Source organism: Nostoc sp. 'Peltigera membranacea cyanobiont' 232 (assembly GCF_002245985.1).
Classification (GTDB): Bacteria; Cyanobacteriota; Cyanobacteriia; order Cyanobacteriales; family Nostocaceae; genus Nostoc.
Genome location: NZ_NOLK01000101.1, coordinates 1 through 22,032 on the forward strand (window position 1 = coordinate 1; position 22,032 = coordinate 22,032).

At 40.9% G+C, this 22,032-nt stretch carries 19 protein-coding genes and 3 pseudogenes; 8 read left to right on the plus strand and 14 right to left on the minus strand.

Annotated elements, in window-relative coordinates; all coding sequences use genetic code 11:
- Positions 1 to 112 (minus strand): annotated as a pseudogene (locus tag CDG79_RS26950) (transposase); the annotation flags it as partial.
- 21 nt (positions 113 to 133) lie between these two features.
- On the opposite strand from CDG79_RS26950, the gene CDG79_RS26955 reads away from it, so the two are divergent.
- The 4 genes from CDG79_RS26955 to CDG79_RS26975 all read left to right on the plus strand — a co-directional run bounded on the left by CDG79_RS26955 (position 134) and on the right by CDG79_RS26975 (position 5,359).
- On the plus strand, positions 134 to 2,044 hold the full coding sequence (locus CDG79_RS26955) for a M48 family metallopeptidase (protein ID WP_094344852.1): 1,911 nt from the start codon (positions 134 to 136) through the stop codon (positions 2,042 to 2,044).
- Positions 2,045 to 2,407: 363 nt separating this feature from the next.
- Positions 2,408 to 3,127, plus strand: a complete 720-nt coding sequence (locus CDG79_RS26965; RefSeq protein ID WP_094344854.1) for a hypothetical protein — start codon at positions 2,408 to 2,410, stop codon at positions 3,125 to 3,127.
- A gap of 178 nt (positions 3,128 to 3,305) precedes the next feature.
- Positions 3,306 to 4,073 (plus strand): DUF1350 family protein, encoded by a 768-nt coding sequence (locus tag CDG79_RS26970; RefSeq protein WP_094328981.1) that lies wholly within the window; start codon positions 3,306 to 3,308, stop codon positions 4,071 to 4,073.
- A 149-nt stretch (positions 4,074 to 4,222) separates the two neighbouring features.
- Positions 4,223 to 5,359, plus strand: a complete 1,137-nt coding sequence (locus tag CDG79_RS26975; protein ID WP_094344855.1) for a SpoIIE family protein phosphatase — start codon at positions 4,223 to 4,225, stop codon at positions 5,357 to 5,359.
- Here CDG79_RS26975 and CDG79_RS26980 read toward each other — a convergent pair whose 3' ends face one another.
- The 4 genes from CDG79_RS26980 to aat form a co-directional block, all read right to left on the minus strand.
- The gene (locus CDG79_RS26980) at positions 5,360 to 5,686 is read right to left on the minus strand and encodes an STAS domain-containing protein (RefSeq protein ID WP_094344856.1); all 327 of its coding nucleotides are present in this window, start codon (positions 5,684 to 5,686) and stop codon (positions 5,360 to 5,362) included.
- A 635-nt stretch (positions 5,687 to 6,321) separates the two neighbouring features.
- Positions 6,322 to 6,975 (minus strand): nucleotide exchange factor GrpE, encoded by a 654-nt coding sequence (gene grpE / locus CDG79_RS26985; RefSeq protein WP_094344857.1) that lies wholly within the window; start codon positions 6,973 to 6,975, stop codon positions 6,322 to 6,324.
- A 643-nt stretch (positions 6,976 to 7,618) separates the two neighbouring features.
- A complete protein-coding gene (locus CDG79_RS26990) occupies positions 7,619 to 8,239 on the minus strand; it encodes a hypothetical protein (protein ID WP_094344858.1) in 621 nt (206 codons plus the stop codon).
- A gap of 41 nt (positions 8,240 to 8,280) precedes the next feature.
- Complete coding sequence (aat, locus tag CDG79_RS26995; RefSeq protein ID WP_094344859.1) at positions 8,281 to 8,856, minus strand: leucyl/phenylalanyl-tRNA--protein transferase; 576 nt, start codon at positions 8,854 to 8,856, stop codon at positions 8,281 to 8,283.
- A 102-nt stretch (positions 8,857 to 8,958) separates the two neighbouring features.
- Here aat and CDG79_RS27000 point away from each other — a divergent pair, with 102 nt between their 5' ends.
- Positions 8,959 to 9,288, plus strand: coding sequence for a hypothetical protein (locus CDG79_RS27000; protein ID WP_094344860.1), 330 nt, complete (start codon positions 8,959 to 8,961; stop codon positions 9,286 to 9,288).
- 84 nt (positions 9,289 to 9,372) lie between these two features.
- Here CDG79_RS27000 and rpsN read toward each other — a convergent pair whose 3' ends face one another.
- The 5 genes from rpsN to CDG79_RS27025 all read right to left on the minus strand — a co-directional run bounded on the left by rpsN (position 9,373) and on the right by CDG79_RS27025 (position 13,946).
- Entirely contained in the window at positions 9,373 to 9,675 is a 303-nt protein-coding gene (gene rpsN, locus CDG79_RS27005) for a 30S ribosomal protein S14 (RefSeq protein ID WP_012410383.1), read from the minus strand.
- Between the two features lie 76 nt (positions 9,676 to 9,751).
- Complete coding sequence (nth, locus tag CDG79_RS27010) at positions 9,752 to 10,441, minus strand: endonuclease III (protein ID WP_094344861.1); 690 nt, start codon at positions 10,439 to 10,441, stop codon at positions 9,752 to 9,754.
- On the minus strand, positions 10,417 to 11,517 hold the full coding sequence (rseP, locus tag CDG79_RS27015; RefSeq protein ID WP_094344862.1) for an RIP metalloprotease RseP: 1,101 nt from the start codon (positions 11,515 to 11,517) through the stop codon (positions 10,417 to 10,419). Before rseP ends, nth begins: the two co-directional genes overlap by 25 nt.
- Positions 11,518 to 11,816: 299 nt before the next feature.
- Positions 11,817 to 13,097 (minus strand): serine--tRNA ligase, encoded by a 1,281-nt coding sequence (gene serS, locus CDG79_RS27020; RefSeq protein WP_094344863.1) that lies wholly within the window; start codon positions 13,095 to 13,097, stop codon positions 11,817 to 11,819.
- Between the two features lie 270 nt (positions 13,098 to 13,367).
- Complete coding sequence (locus CDG79_RS27025) at positions 13,368 to 13,946, minus strand: DUF3611 family protein (protein WP_094328992.1); 579 nt, start codon at positions 13,944 to 13,946, stop codon at positions 13,368 to 13,370.
- 708 nt (positions 13,947 to 14,654) lie between these two features.
- On the opposite strand from CDG79_RS27025, the gene CDG79_RS27030 reads away from it, so the two are divergent.
- Together CDG79_RS27030 and CDG79_RS27035 are read left to right on the plus strand one after the other, a co-directional pair.
- Positions 14,655 to 15,002, plus strand: coding sequence for a PadR family transcriptional regulator (locus tag CDG79_RS27030; protein ID WP_094328993.1), 348 nt, complete (start codon positions 14,655 to 14,657; stop codon positions 15,000 to 15,002).
- Between the two features lie 52 nt (positions 15,003 to 15,054).
- Positions 15,055 to 15,585: a cofactor assembly of complex C subunit B gene (locus CDG79_RS27035; RefSeq protein WP_094344864.1), complete on the plus strand. Its 531-nt coding sequence runs from the start codon at positions 15,055 to 15,057 to the stop codon at positions 15,583 to 15,585.
- Positions 15,586 to 16,024: 439 nt separating this feature from the next.
- Here CDG79_RS27035 and CDG79_RS27040 read toward each other — a convergent pair whose 3' ends face one another.
- Positions 16,025 to 16,342: a DUF3155 domain-containing protein gene (locus CDG79_RS27040; RefSeq protein ID WP_094329017.1), complete on the minus strand. Its 318-nt coding sequence runs from the start codon at positions 16,340 to 16,342 to the stop codon at positions 16,025 to 16,027.
- 290 nt (positions 16,343 to 16,632) lie between these two features.
- Between CDG79_RS27040 and CDG79_RS27045 the strand changes: the two genes are divergently transcribed.
- Positions 16,633 to 17,979, plus strand: a complete 1,347-nt coding sequence (locus CDG79_RS27045) for a GAF domain-containing sensor histidine kinase (protein WP_094344865.1) — start codon at positions 16,633 to 16,635, stop codon at positions 17,977 to 17,979.
- Between the two features lie 113 nt (positions 17,980 to 18,092).
- On the opposite strand, the gene CDG79_RS27050 is transcribed toward CDG79_RS27045, so the two are convergent.
- From CDG79_RS27050 to CDG79_RS45590, 3 genes and pseudogenes are all read right to left on the minus strand, one after another.
- Positions 18,093 to 19,334: an S-layer homology domain-containing protein gene (locus CDG79_RS27050; protein WP_094344866.1), complete on the minus strand. Its 1,242-nt coding sequence runs from the start codon at positions 19,332 to 19,334 to the stop codon at positions 18,093 to 18,095.
- Between the two features lie 555 nt (positions 19,335 to 19,889).
- Positions 19,890 to 20,522 (minus strand): annotated as a pseudogene (locus CDG79_RS42830) (S-layer homology domain-containing protein); the annotation flags it as partial.
- A 252-nt stretch (positions 20,523 to 20,774) separates the two neighbouring features.
- Positions 20,775 to 21,770 (minus strand): annotated as a pseudogene (locus CDG79_RS45590) (right-handed parallel beta-helix repeat-containing protein); the annotation flags it as partial.
- Between the last annotated feature and the right edge of the window lie 262 nt (positions 21,771 to 22,032).

Below are 22,032 nucleotides of genomic sequence, written 5' to 3' on the forward strand. Positions count from 1 at the left end.
TCACTAATTTGCTTAATTCAACATCTGGGTGATACTGAAAAAGTAGGTGTACGCGATCATCTTCACCACTAAATTCTACCAGTTTACAATCCCACTTTTCTAGTAATTCTTGCATTACAGTATTTAGATATCTATGAATTTCTTTGAACATCAGGATCGGGCACGCCAAAACACGCAACAATTAATTGGCTTATTTTCTCTGTCGATCGCAGTTATGATTATGGCGATTTACATTGCCGCTTTATTTCTGTTCCGCATGGCTCCCCGTGTTTGGTGGCATCCAGGGTTATTTATCTCCGTGGCTGGGATTACCATAATTGCGATCGCAGTGGGAAGCTTATATAAAATTGCCTGTCTCCGTGAGGGTGGAAGCGTAATTGCCCAACAGTTGGGTGGAAGACTCCTAATCCCAGATATGGCAGATGAAGAAGGGCGACAACTATTAAATATTGTCGAGGAAATGGCGATCGCTTCTGGTATTTCTGTCCCACAAGTTTATCTCCTTGAAAGAGAAACCAGCATTAATGCCTTTGCTGCCGGATTTACCCCCAATGATGCTGTAATTGGAGTCACCCGTGGAACTTTGCAACACTTGAGCCGAGATGAGCTAGAAGGAGTCATTGGCCACGAATTCAGTCACATTCTTAATGGAGATATGCGGCTAAATTTGCGTTTAGTGGGACTCTTGCATGGGATTTTGTTTATTTACTTAACCGGGGAATTGCTATGGCGAATTCGCGGTGATTTCCGTTTAGGAAAAGAAGACAAGGGTTTGCCCCTGTGGGCTTTTGGTTTAGCACTGATGGCAATTGGCGGTATCGGATTACTCTGTGGACGCTTGATTAAAGCCGCCGTCTCTCGCCAACGGGAATTTCTCGCCGATGCTTCGGCTGTACAGTTTACTCGCAACCCCAACGGACTTACCGGAGTCTTTCAAAAACTCCAACAGATGGATTCACGCTTGATTTCGCCCGCAGCAGAAGCCGCTAGCCACATGTTTTTTGGCAATGCCCTCAACCCCTCTTTCTGGGAAAATATGTTTTCTACCCACCCACCCCTAACAGAACGTATCCGCCGCGTTGGGGGTTTGAATGTCAGCAATTTGGCAGCAGTGCCATCTCGCAATCAAATACGTTCACCCTCCCAGGAATCTCTAACAATGGGCTTTACTGGTGGTTCCAGTGCCATGCCAGAACAGATTGTAAACCAGGTGAGAAGCGTTACACCAGAACATTTTGCCCATGCTCAAGGGCTGTTATCGCAGTTACCAGAATCTCTGCGCTTGGGCATGCGAGAACGGGAAAGTGCAATGGCGATCGCTTTTGCCCTAGCATTAGATTCTGAAAATATCGAGATCCAACAACGTCAAATTGCTTGGTTACGCGAGGTGCAGCCGCCTGAGTTGGTAGATAAAACCTTGGAATTGAGTAGCGAAATTAGCCAGTTAGATCCTAAAATTCGCTTGCCACTTGTGGATTTGGCAGTACCTGTATTGCGCCAAAATTCTGCCAAAGAATGCCAAAGGTTGTGTAAATGCGTCCACGGTTTAGTTGTAGCCACTGGAAGTTTATCACTGTGGTATTTTGTGTTGCAGTTAATACTGTGGCATCGTCTCCAACCTAGTATAAATCCTACATCTACTACAACAGTAGAATTTACCTCCATAGAACAGATTTGGCCAGATTGTCTGTTAGTACTATCTGTAATTGCCCGCGTTGGACACTCTCAGCCCGATGCCTATACCAAGGACATCGCCTATGCTTTTCGTTCTGGAGTTTTTCGACTTCCTAAAGCTGGAGAACAAGAAAAACCAGATACGCCACCAACCTGTAATTTCACTGAACTTAAGAAAAGTATTGAACGCCTCCGCCTTGCTAGTCCCAAACTCAAGCAAGCTATTGTAGATGCCTGCGCTCATACGGTACTATTAGACAATAAAGTTACACAGTCAGAAGCAGATTTGCTCAGAGCGATCGCCATGACTCTAGACTGTCCCATTCCTCCATTTTTAAATCCTCAGCGTAGTGTTTCAAAACAAAAATAATCTTCTCCAAAGAAAAGTTAATGTAAGAAGTGGGATGCAATATAAACAACTACTTAATCACTCATATAGCAATTCTATTTGATTTATAAGAGTTGCAACCCACAGATCCCCGACTTCTTAAAGAAGTCGGGGATCTTGTGCGTTTGATTAAGGATTGCTATAAGTATCTAAATATTAATAACACTGCTTCTCTGCTGCCAATGTTTCAAAAGTTCTATTTGGAAAGTATAATATTGTACAAAAAATCTTGGCATTGGCTGGAAATATTAACTGGCTTAAACAAGTTTAGACAAAAAGCCAGCATTCCAGAAATTTGATTGCTATATTAGATTAAATAACTATTCTGGCAAGGATTAAAAAGCTGTGCGGGATGATTTACAGGGCTTGGAAATTAGTCAGGATGAACTGCAAAAACTAACTAATTTACCTGTTAACGATCGACTTTTAATCATTACAAATGCTCTTCAAAAGTTAGCGAAAGTATACATCCAAAAAATTCAAAGCTCGGAAGGCGCAACTGTAATTTTTATTGGGTTTGCTACATTTGTTTTTAGCTATCTTTTATTTGATATATTTCTAAAAATATTTGTATCATGGATAGAAATTCCATCCTGGATATTACTAATTATCTTAGGTGTTTGGGTTGGCGGTCTGACGCAAACTATCTTATATTTAGTATGGAGAAGTAGAAGTAAAATTGTCAAACTCAACATGACAAGTTCTCTGCGAATTCTGTTAAATGATGTTGAAAGATATAATACTGTTATTAGAGCAATAGATATCAACGATCAAATAGAAGAAGCTGGTAATCCAGAAGTGCTTATAAAGGAAAGAGAGAGTGTTCTTGCAGCGCTTCAGCTCACCAAAGCCGATTTAGTTCGCGCTTTGAAGACAGAAAGGATTTTGAGAGAAAATAAGAGTTTTATCCTTAGTAATACAGAACTATTCGTCAATAATTTAGCAACTTTAACAGCTATGCAAGTAAATGAACAGGCTACTGAGCATGGAAGGTTACTCAATGAAGCGTTACAGATTGCATTAGATGTACAAGACGAGATGAAAAGATTACAGACTCAGGGTTAAAACCAATACTCAGGGCAACGTGCATAAATAAGTGAATATAAGTCCATAAGACGCTGTTGGATGGGTTCGGTTCCAACCTACATGCTAGACATCCTGAATGGCTTTTTCACTAATCCTTCCCACGGTTGCGATCCCCGGTCTAACATAAAGAATATTCCTCAAGCGATCGCTTATCGGCATGGACTGGAAAGAAATCAGAGGGAATTGGGTAATCATTCCCCGAAATCCCATAGGCATCATCCATTTTTTAGGAGGTGCATTTGTCGCCACTGCACCGCACATCACTTATCGCTGGTTACTCGAACAACTGGCAAGTAAAGGCTATGTTGTAATTGCTACGCCTTTCGTCAATACATTGGATCATACTGCGATCGCCAAATCTGTGCTGTTAAACTTTGACCGCACCCTCGAACGCTTACATGACTCTGGGGCATTACGCAAGCTTTACTTCCCCATCTATGGTCTTGGACACAGTATGGGCTGTAAACTTCACTTGCTGATTGGTAGCCTTTTTAAAGTAGAACGTGCAGGCAATATTTTAATATCCTTCAACAACTACGCCGCTAAAGAAGCTATCCCCCTAGTAGAACAGTTCAATTCTACTTTTGCAATCGAGTTTACCCCCTCACCCTTGGAAACCAACAAGCTTGTCCAAGAGCGTTACAATATTCGGCGTAATTTATTAATAAAATTTAGTAATGACACCATCGATCAATCAGCAGCTTTAACCAAAATCTTACAAGAACGTTTTGATGAAATGGTGACAGCACAAACCTTACCAGGAAATCACACAACACCTCTAGGTCAAGACATTAAATGGCAAACTGGAACATCTTTCACCCCCTTTGACGCATTAGGGCAATGGTTCAAGCAAGAAGCATACCGCGACTTGAATCAGCTAAAAAGTTCCATTCTCTTGTGGGTAAATCCTCTTGCACCGCCATAATATTTTATGACATTAATTAAGTCATGAATTGGACGGGAAAATATAAGTGAGTTAGTAAGATATTTTTATTGAGATTACTAACTCATTGCCAAAATATATTTTTATTTGCTATTTAGAAAACTATTAATGAGTGTTCAATACAATTTTATATGTTTCAAATACTAGTAATCGATGATGATTATTCTATAAAAATCCTCCTAAAAAGGATGTTAGAAAAACAGGGTTATGAAGTAGTTACTGCTAGTAGTGGCGAGGAAGGAATAGAAAAAGCGCTAGCTTGCCGTCCAGCACTAATTATTTGTGATTGGATCATGCCAGGATTGACAGGTTTGGAAGTCTGTCACCGGATTAAAGAAGATCCCAAATTTTTCACCACATTCTTTATTTTATTAACATCCTTAGATTCTGTTGCCGATTGCGTCAAAGGTCTAGATGCTGGTGCTGATGATTTTATTTCCAAACCTATCGAGCATAATGAATTACAAGCACGGGTAAGAGCAGGATTACGCCTCCATCAATTGAGTAGAGATTTGCAAGCTCAAAAGTTACTTTTAGAATCAGAAATGTCAGAAGCAGCAGAATATGTGCGATCGCTGCTGCCTCTTTCGATGACTGAACCCTTCAATATAAATTTCCGATTCATTCCCTCGCGACAACTTGGCGGCGACTGTTTCGATTACTATTGGCTTGATGATGATTATCTGGCAATTTACTTACTCGATACTGCCGGACATGGACTTAAAGCGACTCTTCCCTCAGTTTCAGTGCTGAATCTACTGCGTTCTCGTGCGCTCAAAAGTCTGAATTACTATCAACCTAGCGATGTATTGAAGGCTTTGAATGATACTTTTCAGATGAATTATCAAAATGACAAATACTTTACGATTTGGTACGGAGTTTACAACCGAATTAACCGTCATTTAGTTTATGCTAGTGCTGGCCATCCACCAGCAGTTTTAGTAACTGGTGCATCGCCCAGAAAATCTGAAGTTAAACTCTTGAAAACCCCCGGTATGCCAGTTGGGATGTTTCCAGAAGCAAAATATGTTGATGAATTTTGCAATATTGAAGAATTTAGTAGTCTTTACATTTTTAGTGATGGCGCTTATGAAATCACTAAATCAGATGGCACTCTTTGGAGTTTAGACGCTTTTATTCAGTTACTTGTCAGCTTACAACATCCCGTTGATTGCCAACTCGATCGGATACTGAGTTATTTAATCGCTTTGAACTCCAAAGATGCTTTTGATGATGATTTATCTATTTTGCAACTTAAGTTTGATTAATTACGTATTGGAGACTAAAACCTGATTAAATGCGTCTTGGTTAGGAAAAATTTCAAATACTTTATCCATGTTAGTCAGTTCAAATAATATTCTAACTTGCTCGTTAATTGAGCAAAGAACAAGCTTAGTATCTGCCGCTCGCAAGGTTTTAAAAGCTAATACTAAAGCTCCCAAACCGGAACTATCCATAAATGTTACATCTTTAAAATCAACTAACACAATCCTTGCACCACCTTCTAAAACATCAGTGATGTTTTGTCTAAATTCTTGCGAAGTTGTGGCGTTTAAATTACCGTTGAGCTTAATAACTTTTACTTGTTCTCTCATAATTATGTCACGTTGATTTTTGTAAATGATTGTCTGATTTCGCTATTATATACCCATCATAGAACATTTAAAAATGCTTGTAAAATAAAAAATCAGATTCAAGATAGAGTAAGTATTGACAACTAATCTGGATGGATAAAGAATAATTATAAATAATTTGATATCTTTTTTATATAATGAAAAAAAATATTTAGCTTGATTAAATATAGTTTTTCTAGTAGTAAAAATCCCATTTTAAATAAAAAATTAAGTAAGTCAGCACGAAAAAAATATGTATATTTAGATTTGCAAAAAGGTTAGGATAACCGATTATTAAGCTGTTCGATGATTTTAGTCTCTTTACATAGATTTATTTTTTAAAGCCGACTTACCTATATCTCATTGATATACTGATCTACAACCTGAAGTTACTGCTTTTCAGATTATTTCGCAAATATTTTTTTATTTATGTCCAATTACTTACATAATTGAAAGAATTTCCTCTGGACTACCATCTCAATACACTAAGGCTCTACCAGAAAGTTCTCTGAGGCGATCGCCTCAGCTACTCTAGTATTCCCAATATTTATAATTTCTCAACATCCAACACAAAAAGTAAAGAGTTATAAATTTATAACTCCTGACTCCTAACTCTTTCAAACAGGACTAACTTTGGCCCTGTGAAGCAGCTTCTCACCTTGAAGGTAGCCAGTGTAGCGCACCTTGACTGTTTCTCCAGATTGTGAAGTTCCCTCCATTAACTGGTGCAGTTGGGGATCGTAAGGTAATTCTGCTCCCACAGGTGCGATCGCTTCTACTCCCCACGCTTGTAAAAGTTTTTCTAGGGGTTTCTGCACCAACGGGACTATTTTCACTGCTGCTAGCTGTGGATTCTCCTGCGCTTTCTGTGCTGCTGTTGGCCATTGCAGTAACAAAGACTCTAGCAATTGTAAAGTTGACTGCTGGAATTCTTGTACTAATATCTCTCGCTGCTGTTCTAGTTGAAGTTGCGATCGCTCGTACTCTTTTTTTAAATCTGCAATTTCTTGCAATAATTCCTGAATCGAGGCTGTTTTATCCTGTATTAACTCTCCGGTTGAAAAAGTTACGACTAATTCACTCAATGGCATCTGTAATATTAAGGAAAGCTTAAGCAGTACTTCTACCCGCATCTGCTCTAGTTTTCCTTGTCGTAACCGCAAAATTTGACGTTCTGAGACACCAGCAGCACGACTGAGCGCTTTAAAACTAGAAATATCTACCCGTTGCATTAAACCTTGCAACTTTTGGGTGAAATCAATATTGGGCATTTGGTACTAGGGTGTATTTTCAAACTCGTTATATCTTAAAAAATAGGCGATCGCAGGTATAGTGTGTAGACCAGATGTAATTGATTTAGAATTAAGTTGACTCAGTTCATCTTTCGAGAAGATGTATGCAAATTATTTCTAAAAGCTGATAGATACGCTAGTGGCTCCTGTTGAAAGATTACTAGAAGATGTTGGCTATCGTCTTTTTTGTCCTTAACCTTTCTCTACTTATCTAAGTTTTTATGAAAAAAACCCTGGGTATTATTCCAGGGTACATACACGTTTTTCAGGCATTAACAGGCTGAATAATAACTTTGTAAAATTGTTATTTCTACTATCTCTAGAATGATACAAATATTAAACTATATATGGTATGGTAATTTTTTGTTGTTTAGTCTATCACTTGCTATGACCACTTGTTGCTTGTTGACGAAAGCTCGTAGTTACTATAAGAGCGAACAGGACAACCCTTAGCAATGAATACAACTGCGGTATTAGTATCTAGATGAATCACGTTTTATGTCAATCAAAAATCATAGCCTCAAGTCTATATCGCAGTGATGTAATTGTCCCACAATTGATTGTGCAATTCAATTAAATTAGAGCTAAAGAATAAATAACTTTTGGTGCTGCTAATTAATTGTTAAAATAAGGTAGAGTCTATTATTTCAATGCTGAATAGACCATGCTTAAATACCACATTATACCATTCCTCGTCATCCATCTCGTTATAGTGTAGGTAGCCATCACGGAATGCACAAACACTTTTAGGTTCAAGAAGCAATAGTTCCCAAAACGCCTTGGCAATACGTTCATAAATCTCAGTTAATGAAGCATCTGGATAAAAACGCAGTCCAGCGCGAAGGTTGTAATCTTCACAGATGAATGGATATGCTGTCCAGTCTCCATTTGAGCCTAGCTCACAAGCCATGAACATTTGCTCTATGAGTCCATACTTGTAGTCTGGAACAGACAAGCCGATCAAAATATTAGAACCAAATACGGCTGGAATTCTAGCCCGTACCCACACTGCATTAACTGATTCTCCAAATAGATCCTCGCATCTCTGTAAAATACTTGGAGGTTGTCCCTCAATGTAGTCTGAAAGAGGAAACATTGGATCTTCTCCAACCCTCCGATATGAGATGATTTCTAGTTCGCTACCCAAGTCACCCAATAGCGCAAGAAAAACAAACCCACCATTCTGGGCAGATTTCCCAAGAATCTGATGGAACCATCCATGTTTGATAACAATGGAAACCATCAATCAAATCACTTCTTCAATATTAAGAATATTGTCATTATTTATACTAAATTACAAGCACGTTGCAACGCTTGCTTAAGTAGACCTTGATATTCTTCATCCTCAACCCGATAAGCCCCAAACCTCTCCAAATGCGGATTCATCATTTGGGCATCGAAAAATACAAATTCCCTTTGGCGCAACCTTTCTACCAACTTTACCATCGCCACCTTTGAACCTTCGGGAATGCGGTAAAACATTGACTCGCCAATGAAAGCACCACCAATCACAATTCCTAAAATTCCCCCAGCTAATTCGTCACCTTGCCAAGTTTCAAAACTAAAAGCATAACCACTCTGGTAAAGTTGCCAGTAAATCTTTTGTAACTCCGGTGAAATCCAAGTTGTTTCGCGGTTAGCACACCCAGCTACCACAGCTTGGAAATCCCGATTAATCGCCACACTAAAACGCTCTTGATTCAAGACACGCTGCAAAGACTTGGGGTAGTGAAACCGTTCATCCAAAGGAATAAAAGTCCGATCGCGACTTCCGTACCAATTCAGGCGATCGCGCTCATCAGCCATGAGAAAATAGCCTTGTGCATAACCATCAACAATAGCGGCGATATCATATTGCATAAATAAATATAAAAAAACACTCTTAGAAACGCAATTTGATGCTATCACTCAACCTCAGCGTTCCTCTGCGTTTCCCTCCGCGTTCCTCTGCGTTTAAAAAAAATGACTCAACCAATTCCACCCATCACCCTACCACCACCTGAAAACCCTGTCCTCGAAGGTCAATGGTTACAAGAGCGCTTACAACGGTGGTTAGATACAGAATTTATCCCCGAAGCAGTAAACCAAAATATTGCCCAACGAGCCGCACAGATTTTTGTGCGTCAACGGATGGAAGGAGAAAACGACCTTGGTTCTCTGGTAATTGCTATTGTCACAGAGATGCAGTCCTATGATTTTTCTAATAGCTTTTATGGAGAGTTTGCGATCGCTAACGCCGTCAGCGATCTACTCTTAGAAAGTCTGGGAATTGATAAGTGTTGTGGTCAATAATATTTTGTCATTTGTCATTTGTCCTTTGTCATTTGTTTTTTACCAATGACTAATGACCAATGACCAATGACCAATGACCAATGACTACCAGCTAGACTTAACAACTCCAGGTAATAGACCTTCATGCGCCCATTCTCGTAGCACGTTCCGAGAGAGTCCAAAATCGCGGTAAACTCCTCTAGAACGACCAGTCAGCCAGCAACGATTCCGGTGGCGGGTGGGCGCACTATTGCGGGGTAGCTGTTGAATCTTCCGATGGATTTCCAGTTTATCCAAAGGAGATGCTGCACTTCTGAACTCTTCCAGAAGGGCTTCGCGCTTGTCAGCATACTTTTCTATCAATCTGGTGCGCTTTTTCTCGCGCTCAATCATGCTCTTTTTTGCCATATATTCTCTAAATTATTTAAAGACACCGTTTTCCATTCTACAGTCTCTCCATCAATTCTGGGGTTACTTATGTCGCTTAACCTACAACCACTGGCTTATTAGCAGCAGGACATAAATCAGCAAGCTCACACGCAACACAAACGGGAGAGCGGGCTTTACAAATAGCGCGACCGTGATAAATCAGCCGAATTGACCAATTTTCCCAATCAGGTTGCGGCAATAAACCCATTAAATCTTGCTCAATCCGAACGGGGTCTTTTGCTTCAGTTAAACCCAAACGTTGGCACAGGCGCTTGACGTGAGTATCTACTGTCACGCCAGCATTAATGCCATAACCATGACCCAAGACTACATTGGCTGTCTTCCGCGCCACACCAGGAAGCTTTAACAACTGTTCCATTTGGTTTGGGACAACAGAATCAAATTCGGTAACAATCATCCGACAAGCGGCTTGAATGTTCTTGGCTTTATTGTGATAAAACCCAGTTGAACGCACCAAACTTTCTAATTCTACCAAGTCAGCGATCGCTAAACTCGCGGCATCAGGAAATCTATCAAATAAAGCTGGTGTAACTTTATTCACCCGCTCATCAGTACATTGAGCGGAGAGAATAGTTGCCACTAACAATTGCACTGGCGTTGAGTAGTTCAAAGAGCAAGTAGCATCTGGATAAAGACGCTTCAGACGAGTTAAAATTTCTATCGCCCGTTGCTTTTTAGATAAAGATTTGCGGGTAACGCTCACTGGAATAATTTTTGTACCCACTCCAATTGGCTAGTTAATTGAGTAGTTTCTTTGACGATCAGAAAAATTCCTAACCCTAAGAGTAGCACCAAGCCAGTTTGCATTACCCCTTCTTGAATCCGAGCCGGAACGGGCTTACCGCGCAAACCTTCAATCAGCAGAAAAGCCAGTTGTCCGCCATCCAACGCGGGTAAAGGCAAAATGTTGATAATAGCCAAGTTAATGCTGATAATTGCCGCAAAAGATAACAGATTTGCGCTATTGTCTTCAGCTAATTTTGCACCAATTTTGACAATATTAACTGGCCCTGAAACTTGTCCAGCAGTTTCTTGAAAGTTGGTAATTAACTGTCCAAAACCGCTCAGTGTACCAACAAATAATTGTTGAAACCTGTTAGCAGCAAGACCAAAAATTTCAAAAGGACTATTAGGACGGCGATAAACTGCTGTCGCATTTGGACTGAGCGCCACCCCAACTACACCTTTGCCATCGGCTCCCAGTTTTGGTGTTAATTTTATGGATTTTTGTTGGTTTTCACGCTGAATTTTCAGTTCGATTTGCTGATTGGGATGAGTTTGAATTTCTTTGGTCAGCAAAGGAGTTGATTTGTCAGAAGCCGGGAGTTCTTGACCGTTAACAGCCAGAATAATATCTCCTTCCCGAATCCCTGCTTGATAGGCAACAGATTCTTGATTAACAGGCTGGACAATGACACCAGCTTGATAGTTTAATTCCTTGGGAATGCCAACAATACCCAATTGTAGAGCCAACACCAAATAGGCAAATATTAAATTTGCAATCACTCCGGCACTGATGACGATCGCCCGGTCTAAAATTGGACGGTTACGCAGCAGATTTGGGTCATTGGGTGGAACATCGCTGTCGGGGTCATCATCGGGAAAGCCCACAAAGCCACCCAAGGGAAAGGCGCGGACAGCATATTCGGTTTGTGAACCTTGGTACTTCAAAAGAACTGGGCCAAAACCCAAAGAAAAACGGTTAACGAGAATGCCTTGAGAACGGGCTGCAACAAAATGTCCCAACTCGTGTACCAAGATTAAAACAGCCAAGACTGCGATCGCTGCTAAAACTGACATAGAGTAAATTAGTGAAAATATTAAGCTATAGTTATCTTCATTCTAATTGGGTAATGGTTATTGGGCATGGGGCATGGGGCAAAACAGTTCCGTTAGCAAGGCTAAAATGTTGCAAAAAAAATTGTAGGTTGGGTGGAGGCTTTGCGTAACCCAACATCCTGATATGTGTTGGGTTGCGCTCCGCTCCACCCAACCTACACCTAATGCACTTCGCGTCTTCTCTACTATTGGTCAAATGACAAATGACCAATGACAAATGACCAATGACCAATGACCAATGACCAATGACCAATCACAAATCACAATACTTCACGTCCCAAATAAGGTTGCAGGACTTCTGGTATACTCACTGTCCCATCAGGTTGTTGATAATTCTCCAAAATTGCAGCCATAGTTCGTCCCACAGCCAAACCCGAACCATTCAGGGTATGTACGAACTGAGTTCCTTTCTTCCCCGCCTCCTTGAAGCGAATATCAGCCCGTCGTGCCTGGAAATCTATAGTATTGGAACAGCTAGAAATTTCGCGGTATTTGCCAGAAGAGGGCAACCAAACCTCTAAATCATAAGTTTTGGTAGAGGCAAATCCCAAATCTCCAGTACTTAAATTTACGACTCGATAAGGCAACCGCAACGCCTGTAAAATTGCTTCTGCATTCCCCACCAATTTTTCCAATTCATCAAAAGACGTACTTGGTTCGACAAATTTCACCATTTCCACCTTGTTGAACTGATGCAGGCGAATTAATCCCCGCATGTCGCGCCCATAGCTACCAGCTTCGCGGCGAAAACAGGGAGTAAAAGCGCAGTGATAGATAGGTAAATCTTCAGCAGCGAGAATTTCATCCCGGTAGAGATTTGTAACCGGAACTTCCGCAGTCGGAATCAACCACAAATCATCATCAGCGCATTTAAAGCTTTCTTCCGCAAACTTGGGTAACTGACCGGTCGCCGTCAAAGATTCGGTATTAACTAACAGAGGCGGACTGACTTCCACATATCCAGCTTGAGTATGGAGAGTCAGCATAAATTGAATTAATGCCCTCTCCAATGCTGCACCAGCACCCACCAAAGCCACAAACCGACTTTGAGCTACTTTTACAGCCCGTTCAACATTGAGAATACCTAGCTTTTCGCCTATTTCCCAGTGAGGGAGAATATTCGGATTTTGGGGAATGTACTCATCACCCCAACGGCGTACTTCTACGTTATCTTCTTCATTCTTACCAAGGGGTGTAGAGTCGCTTGGTAAATTGGGAAGCGCCAACACAAGTTGAGCAATTTGAGCTTTGAGGTCTTTTTCCTGGGGTTCCAGTTCGCTCAACGTCGCTTTGACAGAGTTACCTTCATCGCGCAAAGCTTGAATTTCTGGGTCTTGAGGATTAATCCCAGATTTAATCTTTTGCCCGACAATTTTACCGATTTCGTTGCTCCGAGCTTGGAGTTGACTACGCGTCCCCTCTAGTTCCCGTTGTTGCCGATCTAGCTGTAAAATCGGTTCAATGTCGTATTTACCACTACGACTATTCAATCGTTCTTGAACTAATTGCGGATTTTCCCGTATTTGCTTAATATCCAGCACAAATTTTTCTCAGTTTCTAGCCTAAAATCTTCCTATCAATACAGTTAACACATTAAGCATTTAGCATATAGTAATTTTGGTTTGCTGTGACTGGAAAAACAAAGTTTATTGCCAAAATTCAGTCTCAATCTCTGAATGAAGATTTTACCCTAGTATCACTGTCACTACGAAGAAACCATGTAGTGCATTTAACCCAATATGCTTGGGTTAAGTATTAAATTATGATTAATTTCTTTTGACTCCTGAAGACTCAGCACTCAAAACTCATAACTAAGGTCGGTTAATGCGATTGAGTAGCCAAAGTGACGCTATAACCCCTGCAAAATGGGCTGATACGGTGTTGGTATTTGCCTGTACCACAAGCATATCTAGACCGCTAATAATGCGGGTAGGGTCAAAAAATTGCGTAGTTATCGCTTGGGGAGATATCGATCTTGCTACCAGTGTTCCCACGATCGCTTGCGCCCCCAAAAGAGTCACCAGCGTTCCCCCTAAATTCACCCACAGCCCTAAGCGTAATACTTGCACTGTCTCGCTTTTCCGAGGGCGGTTACTGGGATTGGAAGATTCCAATTGCTTGCCAATTCTAGTGTAACGGTAAGCTAAATAAATTCCACCACCCAAAACAACTAGTCCACAAATTGCTAAAAATACGCCAAAACCAGTCCCAGGATTATTACTAGAACTACCAGTTCTTTGATTAAAGATGGCGAATAGCAACACAATTATGCTAGAAACAACGCCTAGTACTAGCTGAATCCAGAAGCTAATCCAACCTGTAAGGCGAAAGGTTTGGGCAATTGCCCGCAAAGAAGATGAAGATGATGGAGCATCGGGAGTCTGTGACATAATGATCGCCAATGTGCTGGGGACGCTTTTAAAGGATACAAAGATATAGGGATATGGAGAACTTTGTTCAGAGGTATCGCACTTCGCGTCTCTAGTCTCCTAGTCTTTGCATCCTATTTGATAAATTTACTATCACATTTATCTAATAGGACAAGAGATTCTCTTGTCCAGCAAATCAGTAATGCTTACTACTTAAGTATGTTCGCGACCATAGCAGCTTTAAACCCGACATATCCCTTAGCTTAAGTTTTTCGGATTTGCATGGGGAAAATCACTGTAAAACAAAGTGTTTATTAAGTTTTACAGACAAAATTGCATTTTACCTGTAAAATTTCTTCGATGGCATTTTATTGCTTAAGCAGTTCTAACTAGCTCGGCATCACTTAACACCAAGACAGTCAGAAAACCCACGCCTTTAGGTGGGGGCTTGGCACTTGCCGTAATCTGACCAAACTGAGTAACTTTGCCACTCTCTGTTCACTCCTCACCACACTGTATCGAGCTTGGGTAAAGGGACATTTCCTGTATCCCTAAAACTCGCAAACTCGTCCCACAACTTCACAGACGTGGGTAATCATTTTGTGTTTACGCAACGGATATCTAGTCTAAGTAGCATTATATAGGTTACTCACTTAGCAGTAGCACTGTATACTGACTACAAGGATTGTAGACCTCACCCTAAGGCATTTTTTTAGCCATTCACTAACCATGAAACTAGAGGATATATATCAATTCTTTGAGAGTCCTCCGCCAACTTACCTTTGTCAGGAAGTAGCAGTTTGTTACATACTGTCTGTTTTATTACAAGGTGAATCCTACGGAACCGAGTTGATTGAGCAATTAGAAACTGAATATCCAACCTATCGGCTTTCGGATACCGTACTTTATAGTGCAATCAAATTTCTGGAAGACGAAAAGGCAATCACTGGATATTGGAAGAAACTGGAAGGACGAGGACGGCCCAGACGGATGTACCAAGTTTCTCCAGAATGGCAAGTTCAAGCGCAGGATTTAGCTTTTCAATGGCTTAACTACATCAACAGGAGGACAAAGTAACGAATAATTGATAATGGATAAGTCTCCTCCAGTCGAACACTAACAATAAGTTATGGATACTGCTATTCTGCCATCTACGTTCCTGCTAACCTTGTTGTTATCGGTTGGACTGTTTTTCTTTATTCGTGCCTCGACTAAAGACCGCATACAAACAGTGCAACTGGTATCCGAGCAAGACGAAGCTGCTTTAATGTCTCAATTAAAAGAGTATTTTCGCTCCCGGTCTTACCGAGTGGCAGCGCTAGACCGAGAACAAAATAAAGTGACTTTTGAAGGTAATGTTCGCCCCAGTTGGTTCTTAGCTATATTTTTAACTATGCTGGCAGCGACTGGGATTGTTTGTCTATCGCTAGTTGTATACCTGCTTTTTCCTAACCTCAGTACCTTTGTTCTGGCTCTGGTACTGCTGTCGCCTTTAAGTGGTCTATTTTATTGGAAAAAATCTGGAAGACTTGAGAAGGTATCACTCAAAGTAGAAACAACTAAGAGCGAACAAACCTCCTCAAGCAAGATAACTGTAGTTGCCCATCGAGATGAACTCAGCGAGTTACAGAGGACGCTACAGCTTAAGGCTGGTGAATAATTGTTGGTTTTTTTAAATGTGATATGCAGACTTCTGACCCGATCTAATCTTTAGATAATGAAAAGTAGGAAGGAGGAAATCAAGACTTCTACTTTGTCAATTTTCCCCACAACTTATGTCGTGGGGAAAAATTTAAATTCATTAACTTAAATTTGTTGACAGAGCTTGGTTAACAATTTACGGCATTAGAACACAACTTCACTAGCGCTTTTGGAGGCGCTTGGCTCTATACCCACTCCCTTCTGTATCATGACATTAGTATCAACCCATGCAATCTTGCTTGGTTTGAGACTAGTTGATTTTCCAACTACCTAGATTAGCCTTAAAAAGCAAATCAGCTCCAAACTAAAAAAAAATTAAATTTTGCATAAACTTAGCAATTTTGCTAGTTAATGATAGTCAGGAGCCACATCCAATCCGTCAGATGGCCGTCTATGCTTTACCGACTAGCTAAGGCAAGAGTTTCTTGACTTGGCGAAGGTTCTAATACCCTCAAGCTAGGAAACAAGAAATGGTTTTCCTCTACGTATTGAGCACCAAACAGTCCCTTTTCTGCCCAGAAATAACGATCTGTGGTGTGTTCATTTCGCTTTACGAGTAGCAACGCCGGTGGCAAAATCCCTTCAGCTTGAATGAATCTTCTCGCTGCTGTCACAGGTTTTTCTTCGCCGCTCTCGATGCTATATTGAGGCACGTGCTCCAGAATCCGCCGTCCTTCTTGACGACGGCGACTTTTCCTTTTGCGTCTCCTTGCCAATCTATTGTCCTCCTCTTTCAAGCTATAGATTGTAGTGTTAGCTACAAAATCCGTCGTCATTATATAAGTTCTAGTTCAAAATATCAATAGTTTTTAACCTTTTAATGCAAGAAAGTTAACATCTTTGAAAATAGAGAAAACAAAATTACCTAAAGATATAATCCCTTGGTACAAACAAACCATCACTGAGAAGATTTTAGTTAAGCTTTATCAAATGAGTGAGGTAAAAATTAAGTATCCTCTCTTATCATCATGCCTCAAAATCTGTAATCTTGAGCAAGAGCTAAAAAATGTTAATGTCTGCCAGTTCCGATTTTATTGCTCTGTGTCGAGAGCAAATAGCGCTGCTAACCCAAGGGCTGGGAGCAACTTTAAGTATTGTGTACCTGACACAAGAATTGGTAGAGACTCCTTCTGGTGAGGCCAAACTGATTCCAGTGGTAATTTACCCGGAAACAGCATTATTACCGCCAGGAGAAGAGAGTGCTGAGACAAAAGTACACAAGCAACTTCAAGTTGGAAATGTGTTTATATTACCCAACGATCGCAGAAGGTTATTGACAGCAGGATCGGAATCTCCAACCTCATCACAGGAGTCTGAGGCATCTCAACCCCATCTAAAAGAGGAATACCTCTTTAGTGGCAACCAAATTGTTTTACCTCTGGTCTATGAGGGTGTGATGATGGGGTTACTGGTGACGGGTAGGCAAGATCGGGCATGGAATGAACATGAAGAAAGTCAGATTCAACGAATAGCCCAAACATTAGCGATCGCTTGTATCTTAGATCAACGGCGGGCATGGTTTGAGGATCAGTTGCGCGAGCAACAAATTCTCCAAGAAAAACAGAGGGATTTGCTGGATAATCTATTGCATCAGTTTCGTAACCCATTAACAGCGTTGCGGACTTTTGGTAAACTGCTATTGAAGAGACTCCGACCGGGAGACACCAACCGGGATGTGGCAAATAGTATCGTGCGGGAAAGCGATCGCCTCCAAGAATTACTGCAACAATTCGATCAAGTAATTGACTTGACAGAGGAAGATTTAGCACCGCTACATCTACCCGAACATGAAGTATTTGTGGAAGCAACTATCCAAAAATCCGCTAAACCGCCGTTATTATTGCCAGGAACGGGAGATAAAGCAGTTGACTGCTCGTTAGCAGATATATTAGAACCATTATTAATATCAGCTAAAGCAATCGCCCAAGAGCGAAAGCTAAAAATAATAACTGAAATTCAACAGAATTCACCCTTAGTACGCGCCAACATCAAAGCATTACGAGAGGTTTTAACTAACATCATCGATAATGCCTTGAAATACACTCCCACTGGGGGCAAAATTTTGATTCAGGCGGGGCAAGAAAAAGCTAATTTTCAAGGAATTATCATCAGTGACAACGGGCCTGGTATTCCACCCGAAGATTTAGAACATCTTGGAGAACGGCATTATCGGGGTGTACAAGCGCAAACAGAAATCCCTGGCACAGGTTTAGGGTTAGCGATCGCTAAACAATTAATAGAGCAAATGCAGGGCGAAATCGAGGTTTTCAGCCCTGCAATCAACTCTAAGCTAACTTCACCCCATGCACCAGGGACTACTTTTATTATTTGGTTGCCGGAAGTTCAAAATTAGTCAGTCATTTGTCCTTTGTCATAATGGCTAATAACTGAACTTAAGAGTTGGTCATTTTTCCTTTATAAATACTAATGACCAATGACCAATGACTAATGACTAATGACTAATGACTATCTTAGTGAAACCAACAAGTTTTGATTGATTGTCATTTGTAAATCAGTATTTGGGTCAATTGCCACTAAATCAACACTATTCTTACCGAAGAACAGACCAACCAACGCACCGATACCAGCGCCACCCAAGACTTCTTCTGTGGCGATCGCGCGATCGCCAGTTACAGCAGATACCGCAGTCGCTGCACCTGCGCCTAATACAGTATCCTTAATAATTGAACCAATGCTAGTACCCTTCTTCACGGTTTCAGTTTTGGTAATCACTTCAGAAGTAGCGTTAAGTTGATACTCTTGACCACTGGTCAAAACCAATTTTTCAGCAACGAATTGAGAACCGCCTGTAGCAGGTTTGAGTTGACCAATAACTTGACTACCAGCCGGAATCACTACAGATCCGTCTTGTGTCACCACATTTTGGGATACTGTCAATGTTAAAGGCGCTGTTTCATCCTTTGTAACCAGAATTTTTTCTGCCTTGTCATACTTTACAGGGATAGCAGTCCCTTGAGGAATTGTGACTGATACAGGTGTTGGAGTAGTAGACCCGACAGCCACGACATAAGGCGAGTTAATTGCTGAGGCTTGGTTAGAACTAACCAATGCTTGGTAGATAAAAGCTGCTACCTGGGCGCGAGTGGCGGTTGCAGTCGGATTCAGGAACTTCACATTAGGATAGTTCACAACGATTTGCTTTTCAGTTGCGGCTGCGATCGGGCTACGGGCATAGCTAGCGATGTTAGAGGCATCGTTGAAGTATTGCAGAGTACTTTCGGTATTGCCACTGGGACTATATTCCAGACCGTTAGCGAGGGAAACTAAAACCTGCTGGCGGGGAATAGCTTGGTTAGGCTCAAAGCGATTACCAGGATATCCAGATAAGAAACCAATGGTATAGGCTTGCTGAATAGCACTCGATGCCCAATAGTTGCTAGGTACGTCAGCGAAATTGATTGGCGATCGCTGCTGTGATTTTTGGAAAGCTTTGTTGACCATCGCGGCAAATTGAGCGCGTGTCACTGCTTCTTCGGGGCGGAAGCTACCATCAGGAAATCCGGCAATTACACCTCGCTGTGACAATTGTTGAATAAATTGTGCCGCCCAATAGTTAGATGAAACATCAGAAAAAGTGGTTTGAGCTAAAGATGGTGAAGCGGTAATAAAAGGCGCTACAGTGCCGACTGTGATGCTCAAAGCCATGAGTGCAGCTGTTCCAGATTGCAAACGATTTAAAGTAAACATTAATTTTTAACTCCAGGGACAATTAGTTTTTTTACTGTTAATTAATTAGACAATTGCTAATATCTTTGGTTCCCAATTTTTTCTGTGTTTTGTAAAAACCATTACTTTAGTAATACAGTCAATTTTCCCAAATATATGTCAAATGAAGCAGATAATAGGAGTAGTGTAATTACCCTATTAACTGTCAGCCTAATTAAAGAAGTATTCCAAGAAAGATTGATACTGATTAAGACGATATAAAAGTATAATAGTTGCTGGCAAATTAATTTTTAGGGTTAAAAATGAATGCGATCGCACACTATAGTTAAACCCGTATTTCTCACAAGCTTCAGGCGTTTGATAGAGCAGAGGGGCAGAGGGGCAGAGGGGATTGAACTTGGCACATTGAACTCTCCCCTGCTCCCCTGCTCCCCTGCACAAGCACGGGCTTTGAGAGGTGTGGTGAGAAATCCGGGTTAAAGTGGCGATCGCATATCAGGGATGATTAAAGTTACGACGTGAATACAGTTAAACCTAGTAGCAGCCACGACATAAGGCAGTTAATTGCTAAGGTTTAGACACCACATAGGGCGAGTTAATTGCTGGGGCTTGGCTAGAACTAACCAATGCTTGGTAGATAAAAGCTGCTACCTGGGCGCGAGTAGCCGTTGCACTTGGATTCAATGACTTTACATTAGGATAGTTCACAACGATTTGCTTTTCAGTTGCGGCTGCGATCGGGCTACGAGCGTAGCTAGCGATGTTAGAGGCATCGTTGAAATATTTCAGAGTGCTTTCGGTATTACCACCAGAAGTAAGTTTCAGACCGTTAGCGAGGGAAACTAAAACCTGCTGGCGGGGAATAGCTTGGTTAGGCTCAAAGCGATTACCGGGATATCCAGATAAGAAACCAATGGTATAGGCTTGCTGAATGGCACTGGATGCCCAGTAGTTGCTGGGAACGTCAGCAAAATTGATCGCCTGTCGCTGCTGTGATTTTGGGAAAGCTTTGTCGATCATAGCGGCAAATTGAGCGCGTGTGACCGATTCTTCAGGGCGGAAGCTACCATCAGGAAATCCGGCAATTACACCTCGTTGTGACAATTGTTGAATAAATTGTGCCGCCCAATAGTTAGATGAAACATCAGAAAAAGCAGTTTGAGCTAAAGATAGCGGAGAGCATCCCACTTGGATGGGTTTCCCTTGCAGGCTATAAGTCAACGATCCACAAACAAAACCTGCCGACTTAGACTCTACATAAGTCCGCTTTGGCGGATTTTGTTTATCTAGCTGCGATTTCCAATTATCAGATATTTTTTCAAGAGTGGGATGCTTACTCAAAAACTCTGAGTCTGCAACAATATCGTGAGGCCCTTTAACACTTATCTTAGAAGTATTGAGATAGATATTATAATCGTAAATAACGTTTTGATTTTTCGTGTTATTATTAACATCTTTGCCAGGAAAAGCATAGAAAATGTTATTTAGAATCTTGACATCAGATGATGAATAAGCAAATATTTGCCCACCTTTATTTTCTGGAGTCTGATTATTTAAAACAGCCGTGTTATTTACAATATCAACATGATCGCTTGAAAATGCATGAATACCTGAACCACCATTATTAAATGTAAGATTGTTTTTAACTAAAGTCCTTCCTGTATATGCAGCCAATTTTGAGTTATTCTGATCGTTTCTAAAAGTATCGAGAATAATGCCATTACCATCTGTGATCTTTCCGACTGCAATCCAAGGGATATACATGCGATTGTTGTAAGTCTTGTTGTTGGTAATAAACATCTTGTATCCCTGGTTTTTGTCAAAATTCCAACTATTCAACATTGAAATACCACTAGAACCATAAACACCATACCAGGCATTATTGAACACCACATTATTATCTACTGTCACATAGTCTGATTGAATCGCTGAAATACCTGCTCCTCCACAGTCATGCACTTTATTGTTCAGAATACGGATGTGATGAACATGACCACTGGTTCGTCCGTCAATATTGATGCAGTTTCCATTTGTCAGTGGGTTTAGTTTGTTAGTCTTCTCACTCATCGCATAATCAAGGGTTATGTTGGCATTGTTCCCAACAACCTCCAATCCATTGATCTCGATATATGAAGCTCCATTTGAAATTACAATCCCGTTCCATGTATTGTGCTGAATTTTTGGGAAATGTCCAGGATATGCTTTATACCTAATCCATGCATTTGCAGTTCCAGAACGTTTAATACTTACTACACTTCCAGTATTGGGTATATTTGTGTATACCCCGTTCATAATCAATACTGTATCACCAGGGTTGGTAAGGTCTGCTGCCTTTTGAATTGTCCTAAATGCGGATGAAGTAGAAAGTCCGCTATTTTTGTCGTTTCCAGTACCACTAACGTAGTATGTTTTCGGTGTTGAATTCGCGCTAATTAGCTCGCGGCTAGATAGGCTCATTTCCTTGTTAGTGGATATCTGACGGACGTTTTCAACTAAAGATGCTTTTATCTTTTCTCCCTGAGCCAAAAGACTTAACACCACGGGAATTGCAAGATATGTGCTTAAACTAAAACCTTGAATCGCCACAAGAAAAGGCTCCTTTATCACTACTACTTAACAAAAAGTATCAGGATATTACGTAATTTTGAATACTCTTTTAGATAGAGAATAAAATAAAGCCGATTTTTTTAGCTCTTTTGATAACGTAATTCAATAAGTA